The organism is Streptomyces sp. P13-3-3 (assembly GCF_050571355.1).
GTDB lineage: Bacteria > Actinomycetota > Actinomycetes > Streptomycetales > Streptomycetaceae > Streptomyces > Streptomyces althioticus.
Genome location: NZ_CP192228.1, coordinates 4801106 through 4818344, shown reverse-complemented (window position 1 = coordinate 4818344; position 17239 = coordinate 4801106). Strand labels below are relative to the sequence as shown.

The 17239-nt window shown below is 71.8% G+C and carries 12 protein-coding genes; 1 reads left to right on the top strand and 11 read right to left on the bottom strand.

The window, feature by feature from the left end:
• Nucleotides 1–31: 31 nt before the first annotated feature.
• From ACQZOG_RS22110 to ACQZOG_RS22085, 6 genes are all read right to left on the bottom strand, one after another.
• Complete coding sequence (locus ACQZOG_RS22110) at nt 32–598, bottom strand: GNAT family N-acetyltransferase (RefSeq protein WP_051724648.1); 567 nt, start codon at nt 596–598, stop codon at nt 32–34.
• 27 nt (nt 599–625) lie between these two features.
• Nucleotides 626–1474 carry a GNAT family N-acetyltransferase gene (locus ACQZOG_RS22105; protein WP_033277403.1) on the bottom strand — a complete coding sequence of 283 codons (849 nt, stop codon included), beginning with the start codon at nt 1472–1474 and terminating at the stop codon, nt 626–628.
• A 102-nt stretch (nt 1475–1576) separates the two neighbouring features.
• Nucleotides 1577–2734: a flavodoxin-dependent (E)-4-hydroxy-3-methylbut-2-enyl-diphosphate synthase gene (ispG, locus tag ACQZOG_RS22100; RefSeq protein ID WP_037641897.1), complete on the bottom strand. Its 1158-nt coding sequence runs from the start codon at nt 2732–2734 to the stop codon at nt 1577–1579.
• Nucleotides 2735–2920: 186 nt separating this feature from the next.
• A complete protein-coding gene (locus ACQZOG_RS22095; protein ID WP_107115482.1) occupies nt 2921–4213 on the bottom strand; it encodes a M50 family metallopeptidase in 1293 nt (430 codons plus the stop codon).
• An 8-nt stretch (nt 4214–4221) separates the two neighbouring features.
• Nucleotides 4222–5484 carry a 1-deoxy-D-xylulose-5-phosphate reductoisomerase gene (gene dxr, locus ACQZOG_RS22090; protein ID WP_037641894.1) on the bottom strand — a complete coding sequence of 421 codons (1263 nt, stop codon included), beginning with the start codon at nt 5482–5484 and terminating at the stop codon, nt 4222–4224.
• A 125-nt stretch (nt 5485–5609) separates the two neighbouring features.
• Complete coding sequence (locus ACQZOG_RS22085; RefSeq protein ID WP_033275963.1) at nt 5610–7559, bottom strand: acyl-CoA dehydrogenase family protein; 1950 nt, start codon at nt 7557–7559, stop codon at nt 5610–5612.
• Nucleotides 7560–7831: 272 nt separating this feature from the next.
• Between ACQZOG_RS22085 and ACQZOG_RS22080 the strand changes: the two genes are divergently transcribed.
• Nucleotides 7832–8842, top strand: a complete 1011-nt coding sequence (locus tag ACQZOG_RS22080) for a LacI family DNA-binding transcriptional regulator (RefSeq protein WP_058917050.1) — start codon at nt 7832–7834, stop codon at nt 8840–8842.
• Between the two features lie 283 nt (nt 8843–9125).
• Here ACQZOG_RS22080 and ACQZOG_RS22075 read toward each other — a convergent pair whose 3' ends face one another.
• The 5 genes from ACQZOG_RS22075 to ACQZOG_RS22055 all read right to left on the bottom strand — a co-directional run bounded on the left by ACQZOG_RS22075 (nt 9126) and on the right by ACQZOG_RS22055 (nt 17169).
• Nucleotides 9126–11345: a glycosyl hydrolase family 95 catalytic domain-containing protein gene (locus ACQZOG_RS22075; protein WP_430741741.1), complete on the bottom strand. Its 2220-nt coding sequence runs from the start codon at nt 11343–11345 to the stop codon at nt 9126–9128.
• The gene (locus ACQZOG_RS22070) at nt 11342–13312 is read right to left on the bottom strand and encodes a beta-galactosidase (protein ID WP_387759667.1); all 1971 of its coding nucleotides are present in this window, start codon (nt 13310–13312) and stop codon (nt 11342–11344) included. The genes ACQZOG_RS22075 and ACQZOG_RS22070 overlap by 4 nt, the downstream gene beginning before the upstream one ends.
• 125 nt (nt 13313–13437) lie before the next feature.
• Nucleotides 13438–14394, bottom strand: a complete 957-nt coding sequence (locus tag ACQZOG_RS22065) for a carbohydrate ABC transporter permease (protein ID WP_033275959.1) — start codon at nt 14392–14394, stop codon at nt 13438–13440.
• Nucleotides 14391–15455: an ABC transporter permease gene (locus tag ACQZOG_RS22060; protein WP_033275958.1), complete on the bottom strand. Its 1065-nt coding sequence runs from the start codon at nt 15453–15455 to the stop codon at nt 14391–14393. The genes ACQZOG_RS22065 and ACQZOG_RS22060 overlap by 4 nt, the downstream gene beginning before the upstream one ends.
• 25 nt (nt 15456–15480) lie before the next feature.
• Nucleotides 15481–17169, bottom strand: coding sequence for an extracellular solute-binding protein (locus ACQZOG_RS22055; protein ID WP_037641883.1), 1689 nt, complete (start codon nt 17167–17169; stop codon nt 15481–15483).
• Nucleotides 17170–17239: the final 70 nt, after the last annotated feature.

Here is a 17239-nt window from a genome sequence, read left to right as displayed (position 1 = left end):
TAGCCGGGCGGGACGGGACGGCGGAAATCGGTTAGGCGCGCGGGAGCGGCAGCGGGGCGCCCATGACGGCGTACGGGGTGGGCGCGCTCGGGAAGTGGACCCGCCGGGCGAGGTCCTCGTAGCCCAGCGAGCGGTACAGGTGCCGGGCGGGGCTCTCGATGTCCAGCGCGGACAGCAGCGACCGGTGCTGGTCGGCGCCGTCGGTGATCGTCGTGATCAGGGCGCGGCCGATGCCGTGTTTCTGGTGCCGGGGGTGGACGTGGAGCTCGGTGATGACGAAGGAGTCGTCGAGCCAGTCGTCGTGGCCGCGGGCGCGCAGGTAGGGCTCGACGACGGTGGACCACCAGTGGGAGCGGTCGTTGGGCATGCCGTAGACGAAGCCGACCAGGCGTCCCCCGACGGTGGCGCCGAAGGCCCGCGCGCCGGGGAAGGTCATGTGGCGCAGCACGATCTGCCGGCGTACGGCCACCTCGTCCGGGCCGAGTCCGAACGCCACCGCCTGGACGGCCAGCGCCTCGTCGACGTGGCCGGGGAGGTCGAGGGGGCCGATCACGATGTCGTCGGGCTCGGGGCGGCCGTGACCGGGAAAGCGCAGCATGCCGGGGAGACTACAGGGACGCGCCCGTCAGAACAGCACGCTCATGAAGGCGCCGACCTCGCGGAAGCCCACCGTGGCGTACGTGCGGCGGGCGGGGGTGTTGAAGTCGTTGACGTAGAGGCTCACCACGGGGGCGACGTCGGCGAGGGCGTAGCGCAGGACGGCGGCCATGCCGGGGGCGGCGACGCCCTTGCCGCGGTGTTCGGGGGCGACCCAGACGCCCTGGATCTGGCAGGCGCGGTCGGTGGCGGCGCCGATCTCCGCCTTGAACATCACGTTGCCGTCGGCGTCGAAGCGGGCGAAGGAGCGGCCGGAGCCGACCAGCTCGGCGACGCGGGCCTGGTAGAGCAGTCCGCCGTCGCCGGCCAGCGGGGAGACGCCGACCTCCTCGGTGAACATGGCCACGCACGCCGGCATGATCGTCTCGAGTTCGTCCTTGCGGACGCGGCGGACGTACGGGTCGGGCGTCACGGTGTCGGGCATGCGGTCGGTGACCATCAGCGGCTGGCGGGCGCGGACCTCGCGGGCGGGGCCCCACTGGGGTTCGAGCAGCCGCCAGAGGGCGGCGGTGGGCTCGGCCGGGCCGACGACGGAGGAGCAGCGGCGGCCGGCGCGGCGGGCGCGGTCGGCGAAGGCGCGGACGGCGCGGGGGGTGGCGCAGATGGGGACGAGGTTGGCGCCCGCGTAGCACATCGACGTGAGGATGCCGTCCTCGTACCAGCCCCACATCTCGCCGCCGAGCCGCCACGGGTCGAGGCCGGCGATCTGCACGCGCGCGGCCACGAAGGCGTTCGCCACCGGGTCGCGGTCGAGTACGGCGAGGGCGGCGTCCAGGTCGCTCGGTTCGAGGACCCGGGAGGTGGTCTGCGTCAACACGTGCGGGGCCTCACACAAAAGGGTTCTGCCTGATTTCCGCACTGTACCCGCGGATGCCGGGGGCCGCCGCCCCCGGACCCCGCGGGTGCCGGGAGGGCCCGGTCAGCCGGCCACCGCGATCTGCGGCTCGCCGGAGGCCACACCGTCCTTCTCCATCTGCTCGGCGATCTTCATCGCCTCTTCGATGAGGGTCTCCACGATCTTCGACTCGGGCACGGTCTTGATGACCTCGCCCTTCACGAAGATCTGCCCCTTGCCGTTGCCCGACGCCACACCCAGATCGGCCTCACGCGCCTCACCCGGACCGTTCACCACGCAGCCCATGACCGCGACGCGCAGCGGCACCTCCATGCCGGTCAGGCCCGCGGTGACCTCCTCGGCCAGCTTGTACACGTCCACCTGCGCCCGCCCGCACGACGGGCAGGACACGATCTCCAGCCCCCGCTGCCGCAGGTTGAGGGACTCCAGGATCTGGATGCCGACCTTGATCTCCTCCACCGGCGGGGCGGACAGGGAGACGCGGATGGTGTCGCCGATGCCCTGGGAGAGCAGCGCACCGAACGCGACGGCCGACTTGATGGTGCCCTGGAAGGCGGGGCCGGCCTCGGTGACACCCAGGTGGAGCGGGTAGTCGCACTGGGCGGCGAGCTGCCGGTACGCCTCGACCATCACGACCGGGTCGTTGTGCTTGACCGAGATCTTGATGTCGCGGAAGTCGTGCTCCTCGAACAGCGACGCCTCCCACAGCGCCGACTCCGCCAGCGCCTCCGGGGTGGCCTTGCCGTACTTCTGCAGCAGCCGCCGGTCCAGCGAACCCGCGTTCACCCCGATACGGATCGGAGTGCCGTGGTCCTTCGCCGCCTTGGCGATCTCCTTGACCTGGTCGTCGAACTTCTTGATGTTGCCCGGGTTCACCCGCACCGCCGCGCAGCCCGCCTCGATCGCGGCGAACACGTACTTCGGCTGGAAGTGGATGTCGGCGATCACCGGGATCTGCGACTTCTTCGCGATCACCGGCAGCGCGTCCGCGTCGTCCTGCGTCGGACACGCCACCCGCACGATCTGGCAGCCCGACGCGGTCAGCTCCGCGATCTGCTGCAGCGTCGCGCCGATGTCCGACGTGCGCGTGGTCGTCATCGACTGCACCGACACCGGCGCGTTCCCGCCCACCGCCACGGAGCCGACCTGGATCTGCCGGCTCTTCCGGCGCACGGCGAGCGTGGTCGGGACGGACGGCATGCCGAGAGAAATCGCAGTCATCTGCTGTGCAACCCCAAGTCGTGGATCAAGGTCCGGCTCCCCGTGAGCAGCGGGCTCCGGGCTCCGAGATTACGGCAATGGCCAACGCCCGAGCACATCGCTCCCTCAAACCCACCCAAAGGGCGACGGCCCGGAACGCCAGGGTTCCGGGCCGCCGTGAACAACGGGTGTCGCGGTGCGGGCGGGTCAGGAGATGCGCACCGGGTTCACCACGTCCGCGATCAGGACGAGGATCGTGAAGCAGACGAAGATCCCCGCCACGACGTAGGCGACGGGCATCAGCTTCGCCACGTCGAAGGGGCCCGGGTCGGGGCGGCGCAGCAGCTTCGCGAGGTTGCGGCGCAGCGACTCCCACAGGGCGCCCGCGATGTGTCCGCCGTCGAGCGGCAGCAGCGGGAGCATGTTGAACAGGAACAGGGAGAGGTTGAAGCCCGCGAGCAGCATCACGAACATCGCGAGCTGCTGCGAGGCCGGGATGTCGAGGGTGGCGATCTCCCCGCCGACGCGGGCCGCGCCGACGACGCCCATCGGGGAGTCGGGTTCGCGTGGCCCGTCGCCGAAGGCCGCGTCCCACAGGGCTGGGATCTTCGACGGCAGGGCGGCCAGGGAGTCGATCGCGTCGCCGACCCTGTCGGTCATCCAGGTCACGGACTCGCCGAAGTCCTGTTTGACGACGCCGGTGGCGGCGCTGAAGCCGAGGAAGCCTGCCTTGACGTACTCGCCCTCGACGTAGGTGCCGTTGCCGTCCTTCTTCGCGACCATGTTGGTGGCGATGGTGGCCTGGAGCGTCACCTCCTTGCCGTCACGCTCGACGACGATCGGCACGCTCTTGCCCGCGCTGTCGCGGATGAGGTCGGAGAGCGTGCCCCAGTCGTCGGTGCGGACCCCGTCGAAGGCGACGATCTTGTCGTTGGCCTTCATGCCGGCCGCGGCGGCGGGCGACTGCGGGTCGGACTTCCGGCAGTCGTCGCGGTTCTCGCTCTGTGAGATCACGCACTGGGAGACCGAGCTGACGGTGGTGGTCTGCTGCTGGATGCCGAAGCCCATCAGCACGATGAGGAACAGCACGACGGCGAGGATCAGGTTCATGAACGGGCCGGCGAACATGACGACGACCCGCTTCCACGGCGCGCGCCTGTAGAACAGGCGCTTCTCGTCGCCGGGCCGCAGTTCCTCGAAGGCGGCGGAGCGGGCGTCCTCGATCATGCCGCGCCACGGGGAGGTGGAGCGGGCCTCCAGCTTGCCGTCGGGCCCCGGCGGGAACATGCCGATCATGCGGATGTAGCCGCCGAACGGGATCGCCTTGACGCCGTACTCGGTCTCGCCCTTGTGCCGCGACCAGAGGGTCGGGCCGAAGCCGACCATGTACTGCGGCACGCGGATGCCGAACATCTTGGCCGTGGACAGGTGCCCCAGTTCGTGCCAGGCGATGGAGAACAGCAGGCCGGCCGCGAAGACGACTATGCCGAGGATGAACATCAGGGTCGTCATGCACGCGCCTCCGCGCTCGCCGTCCGGGCTGTCAGTTCGCGGGCCCGCGCACGGGCCCAGGTCTCCGCTTCGAGGACGTCCGGCACGGTCAGTGAGGTTCCCGCGGCGGGCGTTCCGTGTTCCTCGACCACGCGGGTGACCGTGTCGATGATGCCGAGGAACGGCAGCGCGCCGGTGCGGAAGGCCTCGACGCACTCCTCGTTCGCGGCATTGAACACCGCGGGCGCCGTCCCCGCGAGTTCTCCGACGTGCCGGGCGAGGTTCACCGAGGGGAAGGCCTCGTTGTCGAGGGGGAAGAACTCCCAGGTGGACGCCTTGCTCCAGTCGAAGACCGGGGCCGCGTCGGGGACCCGTTCGGGCCAGCCGAGGCCGATGGCGATGGGGCCCCGCATGTCGGGGGGCGTCGCCTGGGCCAGTGTCGATCCGTCCGTGAACTCAACCATCGAGTGGACATACGACTGGGGATGCACGACCACCTCAATGCGGTCGAAGGGAATGTCGTAGAGGAGGTGCGCCTCGATGACCTCCAGGCCCTTGTTGACGAGGGTCGCGGAGTTGATCGTGATGACCGGGCCCATGGCCCAGGTGGGGTGGGCGAGGGCGTCCTCGACGGTGACCGCCGCCAGGTCCTGCCGGGTGCGGCCGCGGAAGGGCCCGCCGGAGGCGGTGACGACCAGCTTGCGGACGTCGGCGCGGGTGCCGGCGGCCAGCGCCTGGAACAGCGCCGCGTGCTCGGAGTCCACCGGGATGATCTGACCGGGCTTGGCCAGCGCCTTCACCAGCGGGCCGCCCACGATGAGCGACTCCTTGTTGGCGAGGGCGAGGGTGCGGCCGGCCTCCAGGGCGGCGAGGGTCGGGGCGAGCCCGATGGAGCCGGTGATGCCGTTCAGGACGGTGTGGCAGTCGGAGGCGGCGACCTGGGTGGCCGCCTCGGGCCCGGCGAGGATCTCCGGGAGCGGCTCGCCCGTGCCGTACCGCGCGGACAGCGCCTCGCGCAGCTCCGGCACCACGTCCTCGCGGGCGACGGCGACCGTGCGCACCCCCAGGCGGTGCGCCTGCTCGGCGAGGAGGGCGACCCGGCCGCCGTTGGCGGACAGGGCGGTGACCCGGAAGCGGTCGGGGTTGCGCAGCACGAGGTCGATGGCCTGGGTGCCGATCGACCCGGTGGAGCCGAGGATCGCCACGTCCTTGGGGCCGTCTCCCGCGACGGGGTCGTACACCAGGTGCGGGTCGGCGAGGGGGGCTGGAGCGTCGGTCATGGGCCCCATTGTGTCCGGTCGCGGCGGCCGTCGGGCCCCCGCCCCGGTACCCCGGGGGCGTGTCCGTGGTGCGACGGGAGCGGAGGGAGGGGACGCGCGCCGTGGCCGGCCCCTCCCCGTGCCGCTCAGCGGATCGGGCGGCGGACGTTGTCCCGGGCGGGCGGGCCGGGAGTGGCGTCGGCGATCCAGGGGCCCTCGCCGGAGGGGTCGATCACGCCGTCCTCCAGCCAGGTGTAGGAGCCGCCGAGGACGTTCTTCACCACCTTGCGGTCGAGGTCGTCGGTGTTGCTCCAGAGCCGGCCGAACAGTTCCTCGACGCGCAGCCTCGCCTGGCGGCAGAAAGCGTCGGCGAGCTGGTAGGCCTCGCGGCCGTGGTCGCCGCGGCCGCGCAGCAGCTCCGCGCGGACGCAGGCGGCGCTCATGGCGAACAGTTCGGCGCCGATGTCGACGATCCGGCCGAGGAAGCCCTGCTTGGTCTCCATCCGTCCCTGCCAGCGGGACATGGCGTAGAAGGTGGAGCGGGCCAGCTTGCGGGAGGTGCGCTCCACGTAGCGCAGGTGCGGGGAGAGGTCGATGCCGTGCTTGAACTCGCCGTAGGTGCCCGGGAGCTGTCCGGGGCCGGCGACGAGCTTCGGCAGCCACCTGGCGTAGAAGGCGCCGGCGCTCGCGCCCGCCCGTGCCTTGTCGCCGAGGGTCTTGTCGGGGTCGATGAGGTCGCCGGCGACGGACAGGTGGGCGTCGACGGCCTCGCGCGCGATCAGCAGGTGCATGATCTCGGTGGAGCCCTCGAAGATGCGGTTGATGCGCAGGTCGCGCAGCATCTGCTCGGCGGGGACGGCGCGTTCGCCGCGGGCGCGCAGCGAGTCGGCGGTCTCGAAGCCGCGGCCGCCGCGGATCTGGACCAGTTCGTCGGCCATGAGCCAGGCCATCTCGGAGCCGTAGAGCTTGGCGAGGGCGGCCTCGATGCGGATGTCGTTGCGGTTCTCGTCGGCCATCTGCGAGGAGAGGTCGACGACGGCCTCCAGGGCGAAGGTGGTCGCCGCGATGAACGCGATCTTGGAGCCCACGGCCTCGTGCAGGGCGACCGGCTTCCCCCACTGCTCGCGCTCGGCGGACCACTCGCGGGCGATCTTCAGGCACCACTTGCCGGCGCCGACGCACATCGCGGGCAGGGAGAGCCGTCCGGTGTTGAGGGTGGTCAGGGCGATCTTCAGGCCCTGGCCCTCCTCGCCGATGCGGTGGGAGGCGGGGACGCGGACGCGGTGGAAGCGGGTGACGCCGTTCTCCAGGCCGCGCAGGCCCATGAAGGCGTTGCGGTTCTCCACGGTGACGCCCTCGGAGTCCGCCTCCACGACGAAGGCGGTGATGCCGCCCCGGTGGCCCTCGGACCTCGGGACGCGGGCCATGACGACGAGCAGGTCGGCGACCACGCCGTTGGTGGTCCACAGCTTCACGCCGTCCAGCACGTAGTCGTCCCCGTCGGGCACGGCCGTGGTGGCCAGGCGGGCCGGGTCGGAGCCGACGTCGGGCTCGGTGAGCAGGAAGGCGGAGATGTCGGTACGGGCGCAGCGCGGCAGGAAATTCTCCTTCTGCTCGCGCGTGCCGAAGATCTTCAGCGGCTGGGGCACGCCGATCGACTGGTGCGCGGAGAGCAGCGCGCCGATGGCGGGGCTGGCGGAGCCGACCAGGGCGAGGGCCTTGTTGTAGTACACCTGGGTGAGGCCGAGGCCGCCGTACTTGGTGTCGATCTTCATGCCGAGGGCGCCGAGCTCCTTGAGCCCGTTGATCACCTCGTCGGGGATGCGCGCCTCGCGCTCGATCAGGGCGCCGTCGACCTTCGTCTCGCAGAAGTCGCGCAGCCGGGAGAGGAACTCCTCGCCGCGGCGGACGTCCTCGTCGGCGGGGAGCGGGTGGGGGTGGATGAGGTCGAGCCGGAAGCGTCCGAGGAACAGTTCCTTGGCGAAGCTGGGCTTGCGCCAGTCCTGCTCCCTCGCCGCCTCGGCCACCTGCCGGGCCTCACGTTCGGTGACGGTCGGCCTGGACGGGGCCGCGGGTGTCTCGGGTACTGCGGACATGAGGCTCACCTCGCCGCGAATAGGATGGAGTCATTGCGGTACGGACCGGTGCTACTCGATCGTATGTACCCGATTCGTAGCGACCCCACCACCCTGCGTGCCGCCGTCCGGCCGATCCCGGCGCGGTGGCGGCGACGGAAGGCTCTCCAGTCGAAGCGCTTCGACTGCCTGGACATCACGACCTCGTGGGAGCTAGGGTCGAACCGTTATCAACAGCGTTTTTAGCGTTCTCGATCCGAGTCGAAGCGCTTCACATCCCTGGGAGATGCCGGATGGTCACCCTCGCCGAGGTCGCCCAGCACGCCGGAGTCTCGGCGAGCACGGTGAGCTACGTCCTCAGCGGCAAGCGGTCCATCTCCGCGACCACCCGGCAGCGGGTCGAGCGCTCCATCCGCGAGCTCGGCTACCACCCCAACGCGGGCGCCCGCGCCCTGGCCAGCAGCAGGTCCACCATCATCGCCCTGATGGTGCCGCTGCGGACCGACATGTACGTGCCGGTGATGATGGAGATCGCCATCGCCGTCGCCACCACCGCCCGCACCCACGGGTACGACGTGCTGCTGCTCACCGGCGAGGAGGGCCCGGACGCGGTCCGCCGGGTGGCCGGCAGCGGTCTCGCCGACGGCATGATCCTCATGGACGTCGAGCTGGACGACGAACGCCTGCCGCTGCTGCGCGAGTCCGCCCAGCCGGCCGTGCTGATCGGACTGCCCGCCGACACCACCGGACTGACCTGCGTCGACCTCGACTTCAAGGCGACCGGCGCGCTCTGCGTGGAGCATCTGGCCGGGCTGGGCCACCGCGACGTCGCCGTCATCGGCGAGGCCCCCGCGGTCTACGAGCGGCACACCGGCTTCGCCGAGCGCACCCTGGACGGGCTGCGTTCGGCCGCCCGGGAGACCGGGCTGCGCCTGCTGCACCGCCCCTGCGAGGGCGGGTACGACGCCACGGCCGTCACGGTCGCCCGCATCCTCGACGAACGCCCGGACACCACCGGCTTCGTCGTGCAGAACGAGGCCGCGGTGGAGCCGCTCCTCGCCCTGCTGCGGCAGCAGGGCCGCGCCGTGCCGGAGGACGTCTCGGTGGTCGCGGTCTGTCCGGAGCAGGTCGCCGTGCAGGCGTCGGTGCGGCTGACGTCGGTGTCCCTTCCCGCCCAGGAGATGGGCCGGCACGCCGTGGAGCAGCTGGTCGCCAAGCTCGACGGCCGCGGCGGCGACGAGGTCGTGCTGCTGCCGCCCGCGCTGACCGTCCGGGCGAGTTCGGGTCCCGCGCCGGTGCGCTGACCAGGTCTGTGCCGTCCGCACCGGTCACGGACGGCACAGGGGGCGTGCGTCAGCCGCCCGAGACGGTCAGGCTGTCGGTGCGGAAGTCGAGGCCGCCGGCGGACGAGGTGATCTCGTAGCCGAACTGGACGTCGCCGATGGTCTCGTCGCCCATCCAGCCCTTGGTGTCGCCGGTCCGACCGTCGCGCCGAGGGCGAGGGCGGGGGCGATCAGCGCGCGGACGATCCCGCGCGGGGTTTTCGGTGCCATGGTGTTCCTTCCATGGGTGGGGGGACGTGCCTGGTCATCGCGTCGCCGCCGGGAGGGGGACGACGCGCTCCCGGCCGGCGGCCAGGTCGAGCGGCTCGGCGCCGGCGGAGGTCCACAGGGTGATGCGGGCGGTGCGGTCGGGCCGGAGCACGGCGGTGCCGCCGTCCGGCGTCCAGGTGAGGTCGAGTCCGGCGCCGAAGCGGGTGCGGATCCCGGTGAGCCGGCCGCTCGGGAGCGCCGGGAGCGGGGCGGGCAGCAGCGCCAGCCGGTCGGGGGCGGACTGCACGAGCGCCTCGATCAGCACGGCGGGCAGGGTGTGCGCGGCGTCGGCGTTGTAGACGTTCCGCCGCGGATAGTGGGCGCTCATCAGGGAGTCGTGGAAGAAGTCGCCGTCGAGCACCCGGCCGAGCGCGTCGGCCACCCGCTTGCCGTCCCGCAGCCGGGCGGCGATCAGGGCGTGGTGCAGGTGGCCGTGCGCGGAGTCGTTTCCGGGGCCGCGCAGTTCGAGGGCGCGGCGGGCTGCCTCGGCGAGGTCCGGGGTGGCGTAGGGGGTGATCTCGTCCAGGGGCCAGACGCCGTAGAGGTGGCTGAGGTGGCGGTGGTCGTAGGTGTCCTCGAGGCCGGGCCACGCCCATTCGGCGAGCGCCCCGTCGGCGTTGACGCGGTGCGGGGGCAGCCGGGCGGCGAGGGCGCGCAGCCGGTCGGCCCGGTCCGGGTGGTACGCGGCGGCGGTGTACAGGGCGTGCCGGGCGGCGGAGAGGTCCATCGCCGCGTTGAGCACGCCCCAGCCGCCGTTCGCGGGACGGTTCTCGGGCGAGTAGGAGGGGACGACGACCAGGAAGCCGTCGGGGCCGGTGCGGGTGAGGAAGTCCTCGTAGAAGTCGGCGACCTCGGCGAGCACGCCGGCGGTGCGCGGGTCGCGGGCGCCGTAGGTCTCGTCGTGGTCGACGAGCGCCTTGAGCAGCCAGTCGGCACCGGCGGTCCACAGGTGCAGGGGGTACTCGCGGCTGAAGTGGTAGCTGTGCCCGGACTCGCCGTCGGTGTGGGCGGGCGCGACCACGCCCCGGGCGCCGAAGACCGCTCGGGCGTTGTCCCGCCAGTGGGGCAACTGCCCCTGGACGAAACCCGCCAGGGCCTCGGTGACCTCCGGGAGGGCGGCCGCGGCGGCGGACGCGGTCTGGAGGTTGAGGTTGGCGTCCAGGGTGAAGGCACCCGACCAGGCGGTGTCCCAGTCGCCGGTCCACAGTCCGGTGAGCCGGGGCGGGAACAGCCCGCCGGAAGACAACAGGTGGTAGCGGCCGGCCGCGAACAGCCGCTCCAGCAGGGCGGTACCGCGCGGCCGGGCGAGCAACGCCGAGCCCGGCAAGGCCCGTTCGGCCGGGTCGCCGTCGAGATCGAGGGTGACCCGTTCGTATGCGGTGCGGTGCAGGGCGAGATGCCGGGCGAGGAGCGTGTCGTACGCCGGCCCGTCCGTGGTGAGCAGGTCGCGCAGGGCGCGGCCCTCGGCGGCCGCGTCCGCCTCGCCGGTGTGCCGCAGCACCCGGGTGAGCAGCAGCACCGAGTGTGCCCCGGCGATCCGCACGCCGGGCGGGGCGAGTTCGGTGCGCCCGCCGGTGACGGCGACCACGGTCACGCCGGTGTACGCGAGGTCGCTGCCGGGGTAGCGGACGCGCAGGCTGAGCAGGGCGCCCTCGGCGGTGAGGACGGCGCCGTGTCCTACGCGCAGGGTGTCGGGCGCGTTCGGCAGGCGGTGGTCGAGGGAGAGGCGGAGGGTGAGGTCGCGGCCCGTGACGTGCTGGACGATCACGTCGTCGGCGCGGGAGACGAAGACGCGGCTGGAGCGGCCGTCGTGGCGGGTGGTGGTCTCGCCGGTGGCGAAGGCGACCTCGCGGCGGTAGCCGGTGAGGTCGGCGGCGCCCTCGTGGTGGCGCAGACGGACCTGGAAGGCGGGGTGGAAGGGCCGTACCCACTGGAGCGGGCGTTCGTCGGTGAAGTCCTCGGCTGCGGTGAGGTCGCCCGACAGCAGGCGGTCCTGGACGTCGGGGAGTTGGCCGGCCAGCAGGGGCGGCAGCCGGTGCCGGCCGCCCGCGTCGTCGTTCGGGCGGACGAGGGTGTGGTGGGTGACGACGGTCCGGTCGTCGTCCGGGTCGCCGAGGACCAGGGCGCCGTGCCGGCCGTTGCCGCACAGGAAGGCGTCCTCCCAGCGGGCGGCCGGCCGGGGCTCCCAGGTGCCGTGGACGGGTCCGCCGGTCATGGCGCCAGCACCGCCACGCCGTAGCGGCCGAGGGTGACCCGGCCGGTGACGGTGGCGCCGGTGAGCAGGTCGCGGTGGATGCCGGGCACGTCCACGGCGACGTCGCCCCGGCCGTGGTGCAGCAGGAACAGCAGCCCGCCCCGGCGCACCGCCTCCACCGCCTCCGGGAGCCCGTCCAGCACCGGCCGCACCCCGGCCCCGGCGGCGGCACGGGTGAGCAGGTCCCGCAGGGCGTCCGGTTCGGGGAGGGTGGAGACGTACCAGGCGCGGCCCTTGCGCAGCACGGCGGGCAGTCCGTCCAGTTCACCGCCCCGGTAGGCGAGCGTCTCGTCGGCGGTGCCGTCGGGTTCCAGTTCCTCGGACCACAGGGTGCCGCGCAGACCGCCCTCCGCCTCCACGGTCGCGCCGGGCTCCAGCGGCCACCACTCGTGCAGGATGCGGATGCCGAAGAGGGCGCGCAGCCGTTCGTCCATGCCGCCCGGCCGCACCCGGTCGTCCTCGTCCACGACGCCGGTGCCGAAGCCGCAGACCAGGGTGCCGCCGCCGCGCACGTACGCCACGAGGTTGTCGGCGGCGCGGTCGGTGAGGAGGTGCAGCGTCGGGACGACGACCATGCGGTATGCGGTCAGGTCGTGCTCGGGGTGGGCCACGTCCGTGGTGAGGTGCGCCCGCCACAGGGCGCGGTGCCAGGCGCCGAGGATCTCGGCGTGGCCCGTCTCCCGGGACGGGCGGCCCTCCTGGTCGCTCGCCCACCAGGCGTGCCAGTCGTGCAGCACGGCGACGTCGGCGGCGACCGCGCCGCCGGCCACGTGCGGGGCGATCCGGGCCAGATCCGCGCCGAGCCGGCGTGTCTCCTGGTGGGCGCGCCCGTCGGGACCGGCGTGGCCGAGCATCCCGGAGTGGTACTTCTCGGCGCCCTGCCGGGACTGCCGCCACTGGAAGTAGCACACGGCGTCCGCGCCGCGCGCGACGGCCTGGAGCGACCACAGGCGGTTGAGGCCGTGCGGCTTGGGGCGGTTCACCGGACGCCAGTTGACCGCGCCGGCTGCCTGCTCCATGAGCATCCACGGGCCGCGCGCCTGCGAGCGGGTCATGTCCTGCACGAGCGCCCCGTGCTGGGCGCCGGACGGGTCGTCCGGGTCGGGGTAGAGGTCGACGGAGACGACGTCCTCCTCCTCGGCCCAGCGCCAGGCGTCCTGCCCCGACCACAGCGGCATGAAGTTGGTGGTGACCGGGAGGTGCGGGGTGTGCCGGCGGACGATGTCGCGCTCGGCGGTGAAGCACTCCAGGAGCATGTCGGAGGTGAAGCGCCGGAAGTCCAGGACCTGCGCCGGGTTCTTCAGGTAGTGGGTGCGCCGGGGCGGCAGCACCTCCTCCCAGTCGCCGTAGGTCTGGCTCCAGAAAGCGGTGCCCCACGCGGTGTTGAGGGCGTCGAGGTTGCCGTACCGGTGACGCAGCCAGGTGCGGAAGCGGGCGGCGGCCTCGTCGCCGTGGTCGTGGGTGCAGTACTCGTTGTTGATGTGCCAGAGGGTGAGGGCGGGGTGGGCGGCGTAGCGGGCGGCGAGATCCTCGGTGATCGCGGCGGCGAGACGCCGGTAGGTGGCGCTGGAGTGGGAGAAGTGCTGCCGCCCGCCCCACAGTTCGGTGTGGCCGTCGGCGTCGACCGGCAGGGTGTCCGGGTGCAGCCGGCCCATCCACGGCGGCGGTGAGGCGGTGGGGGTGGCGAGGACGACGCCGATGCCGTGGTCGTGCGCCAGGTCCATCAGCCGGTCCAGCCAGCCGAAGTGCCGCTCGTCCGGGCGGGGTTCGATGCGGGACCAGGAGAAGACGCCGAGGGTGACGGAGTTGACGCCCGCCTCGCGCATCAGGCGGACGTCCTCCCGCCAGGTCTCCTCGGGCCACTGCTCGGGGTTCCAGTCACCGCCGTAGAGGATGCGGCCGCGGGTGACGTCGGACAGGCGGGGCATCAGACGGCCCCGTGGGGTCGGGCGCCGGAGCGGTGGAACGGAGGCACGGACATGGCAGGTCCTCGGGACAGGGGGCGGACGGGACTGCGGGGCGCGGGACGCCCGAAGGCGTCCCGCGAAGGGGGTCACCCCTTGACCGCGCCGGTGAGCATCCCCTTCTTGAAGTGCTTCTGGACGAAGGGCGAGAGCACGGCGACCGGCAGCAGGGCCAGCACCATCACGGCCATCTGGATGGCCAGCGGGGACAGCTGCCCCGTGTTGATCTGCGCGGACAGTCCGACGGGCCGCTCCTGCTTCTGCACCAGCTGGATCATGACGTTCTGCAGCGGCATCATGTCCTGGTCGGTGAGGTAGATGGAGGCGTTGAACCAGGCGCTCCAGTAGCCCACCGCGTAGAACAGGGAGATCACCGCGATGACCGCGCGGGACAGCGGCATCACGATGCGGAACAGGATCCGCCACTCCCCCGCCCCGTCGATCCGGGCGCTGTCGACGAGTTCCTGCGAGATGTTCATGAAGAACGCGCGCAGGACCAGGATGTTGAAGACGCTCACCGCGCTCGGCAGGATCAGCGCCAGATAGGTGTCGGTCAGTCCGAGCGCCTGCACCAGCAGGTAGGTCGGGATGAGGCCGGCGCCGAAGAACATCGTGGCGAGCAGGGTCATCAGGATCCAGCGGTGCCCCAGCGAGCCGCTGCGGGACAGGCCGTAGGCGCACAGTACCGACACGGCCATGCTGAACAGCGTGCCGACGACGGTGACGCCGACGCTGACCAGGGCGGCGCGCTGCACCTGCCCGCCGCCGAGCAGTTCCTGGTAGGCGACGAAGGTGACGCCCTTGGGGATCACCACCAGGCCGCCGGCCTCGTCGATGGTCCGCTTGGTCTGCAGACTGGTGACGATCACGATCCACAGCGGGAAGAGGATGGCCAGGCAGGCGAGGCCGAGGGCGAGGCCCTTGCCGGCCTGTCCTGCGGGGGACGGTTCCTCCTCCCACACCGGGCGGGGCGGCGCGGACCAGCGGCCGGGCTTCTTCGCCCGGGTCGTGTCGGGGTCCGGGCGGGTACCGAGGACGGCGGTCATTTCTTGTACACCCCCTGCTCGCCCATGAGGTGGGCCACCTTGTTGGCGGTGAGGACCAGGCCGAGGCCCACCACGCCCTTGACGAGTCCGGCCGCGGCGGCGTAGCTGAAGTCCTGGTTGCGGATGCCGTTCCACCACACGTAGGTGTCGAGGACCTCGGAGGCGTCGACGCCCACCGCCTGTCTCTGCAGCAGCAGTTGCTCGAAGCCGACGGTGAGGGCGTCGCCGACGCGCAGCACCAGCAGCAGGGCGATCACCGGGCGCAGCGCGGGCAGGGTGACGTGCCACATGCGGCGCCAGCGGCCCGCGCCGTCCATGGCGGCGGCCTCGTACAGGTCGTTGGAGACGGAGGAGAGGGCGGCGAGGAACACGATGATGCCCCAGCCGGCGTCCTTCCAGACGGTCTCCAAGGTCACCAGGTACTTGAAGATCTCCGGGTTCGTCATCAGGTCGAACCCCTCGTAGCCGTGCCGGCGGAGGGTCTGCGCGATGATGCCGGCGCCGCCGAAGATCTGCAGGAAGACGGTGACGACGAGCACCCAGGAGAAGAAGTGCGGGAGGTACATGATCGCCTGGGCGACCGCCCGCACCCGGGGCCGCACCACGCTGTTGATGAGCAGCGCGAGCAGGATCGGGATGGGGAAGTAGAGCACCAGCTGGAGGAAGAACAGCACGAAGGTGTTCCGCACCGCGTGCCAGAACGCCGAGTCGGCGAAGATCCGCTCGAACTGCTCGAAGCCGGTCCACGGGCTCTCGAAGATGGCGACGAAGCCGTTCTCACTGAGATAGGGGTCGTAGTCCTGGAACGCGACCACGTTGCCGAGGATCGGCACGTAGTTGAAGACCAGGACCAGCAGCAGGGCGGGCACGGTCATCAGGATCAGCGCGCGGTCGCGCCGCCACCTGATCCGGAACGCGAGCCGTCCGGCCTTCTTCGCGCGGGGCCCGCGCCCGCCCTTCCCGGGACGGGCCGGGCCCTTGGTGGTCCCGGTCGTCGCGCCGTCGTCCTGCGGGGGTGTCTGCGCCTCGGTCGTGCCCCGAGGCACCGTGCTGTGCGACACGGCCGTCTCCTCGCCTCGCCCCGGGTCAGTCGGCCGAGCCGTTGTCGTCGAGCAGCTTGCGGTACCAGTCGCGCAGTCCGTCGCCGCCCCTGCTCCGCCAGTCGGACACGGCCTGCTGCACGTCGCTGATCTTCTTGCGGCCGCGCACCACGTCGTCCTCGAGCTGCTCGAAGTCGTCGGCGAGGTTGGACCAGCGGGCGGGCTCGGTGACGGTGAGCCCGAAGAACGACGACTTCCTGGTGAAGGCGCCCATGCGCTGCTGCCACTCGACCATCCCCTTGGTGATCTCGGGCAGGTCGGGATAGGCGATGTACGGGGCCGGGTTGCCGGTGTAGTCGTAGGCGCCGTTGACCTCGTTGACGCCCTGCTGGGTCTTGACCGGCAGGCCCTTCTCGAAGGTGTAGTCGGTGCCCTCGACGCCGTAGGCGGTGAGCATGAACTCCTTGGTGCCGTAGGGCGCGGCGCAGAAGTTGCAGAGGGCCAGGAAGTCCTTGACCTGCTGCTCGGAGGCCTTCTTCGAGACGAAGGTGAAGATGTTGGCCGGCTGGACCGCCCACAGGGTGGGGTCACCGCCGTCGGGGCCGAAGTAGTCGAACGCCTCCATCTCGAAGTCGGCGTTCTGCGTGCGCTGTTCGGCGGTCTTGCCCCACCAGTCGGAGATGTTCTGGTTGTAGACCAGCACCTCGCCGGCGGTGAACCGGTTGCCCGCGTCGCCGCCGGCCTTGCCCTGCACCGCGTCCGGGTGGACCACCCCGGCGGCGTACAGCTTGCGGGTCCACTCCAGCGCCTCGAGGAACTGCTCGGTCTCGATGCGGTTGACCAGCTTGTCGCCCTCCAGGTTCCACCAGAGCGCCTTGTCGGCGCCGGAGAGGACGCCGAAGATGTGGAACGCCGTCCATTTCATGTCGTCGCAGGCCCACAGCTTGGACTTGGCGTCGGTCGCCTCCTTCGCCCAGGCCAGGAAGTCGTCCGGGCTGCCCGGGACGGTGTACCCCTTCTTCGCGAACAGGTCCTTGCGGTACAGCGGCGCGATGTCGGTGACGTACGGGGCGGGCATGGGGATGCCGCGCAGCTGTCCGCCGAAGATGCCGCGCTGCCACGCCTCGGTGGGGACGGCGGCGAGGTTCGGGTAGTCCTTCACCTTGTCGCCGGAGAGGTAGGGGCCGAGGTCGGCGAACTTGGCGTTGATCGCGCTGGGGATGCGGCCCATCAGGTTCCAGCCGGGGACGACGACCACGTCCGGGATCTCGCTGGAGGCGAGCACCGCGCCGAGCTTCTGGTCGTAGGTGACGCCGTCCTGGTTCTGCCAGGTGACGTCGACGCCGACGGCCTTGTTCATCGCCGTGTAGTAGGGGTTGTCGCCCCTCGGCGGGGTGCCCCAGAACGGGGACATGACCTTCAGCTTCCCGCCGCTGCCGAGCGTCTTCGGCACGGAGGTCTTCAGCTGGGCCGTCGGTATCGCCCGGCTGAAGCCGGCCGCCGATCCGTTCTTCGCCGGGATGTCGGGGGTGACGACGCTCGACGCCACGAACGCCGGGAGGATCTTGGCGGCCTCCTTGCCCGAGGTGGTGCCCTCCTTGCGGCCCTCCTGTCCCCCTCCGCCGCAGGCGGCCAGCAGCGGCGACCCGACGGCGACCGCCGCGGTGGCGGCCGCCGTGGAGGTGAGGAGGCTTCTCCGGCTCGGCCCGGAGGAGGAAGCGGCGTTCGGCGTCATTGCGTCAACCCTTCGTGGCGCACCAGGACACCCGGCAGGTGGCCGTCGGCTGTGGTGTCTTCGGTGGAAC

What these genes read in the sequence shown, in the direction of transcription:
- ACQZOG_RS22110 (WP_051724648.1), bottom strand. Translation starts at nt 598, where the DNA reads ATGCTGCGCTTTCCCGGTCACGGCCGCCCCGAGCCCGACGACATCGTG.
- ispG (WP_037641897.1), bottom strand. Translation starts at nt 2,734, where the DNA reads ATGACTGCGATTTCTCTCGGCATGCCGTCCGTCCCGACCACGCTCGCC.
- ACQZOG_RS22095 (WP_107115482.1), bottom strand. Translation starts at nt 4,213, where the DNA reads ATGTTCATCCTCGGCATAGTCGTCTTCGCGGCCGGCCTGCTGTTCTCC.
- dxr (WP_037641894.1), bottom strand. Translation starts at nt 5,484, where the DNA reads ATGACCGACGCTCCAGCCCCCCTCGCCGACCCGCACCTGGTGTACGAC.
- ACQZOG_RS22085 (WP_033275963.1), bottom strand. Translation starts at nt 7,559, where the DNA reads ATGTCCGCAGTACCCGAGACACCCGCGGCCCCGTCCAGGCCGACCGTC.
- ACQZOG_RS22080 (WP_058917050.1), top strand. Translation starts at nt 7,832, where the DNA reads ATGGTCACCCTCGCCGAGGTCGCCCAGCACGCCGGAGTCTCGGCGAGC.
- ACQZOG_RS22075 (WP_430741741.1), bottom strand. Translation starts at nt 11,345, where the DNA reads ATGACCGGCGGACCCGTCCACGGCACCTGGGAGCCCCGGCCGGCCGCC.
- ACQZOG_RS22070 (WP_387759667.1), bottom strand. Translation starts at nt 13,312, where the DNA reads ATGCCCCGCCTGTCCGACGTCACCCGCGGCCGCATCCTCTACGGCGGT.
- ACQZOG_RS22065 (WP_033275959.1), bottom strand. Translation starts at nt 14,394, where the DNA reads ATGACCGCCGTCCTCGGTACCCGCCCGGACCCCGACACGACCCGGGCG.
- ACQZOG_RS22055 (WP_037641883.1), bottom strand. Translation starts at nt 17,169, where the DNA reads ATGACGCCGAACGCCGCTTCCTCCTCCGGGCCGAGCCGGAGAAGCCTC.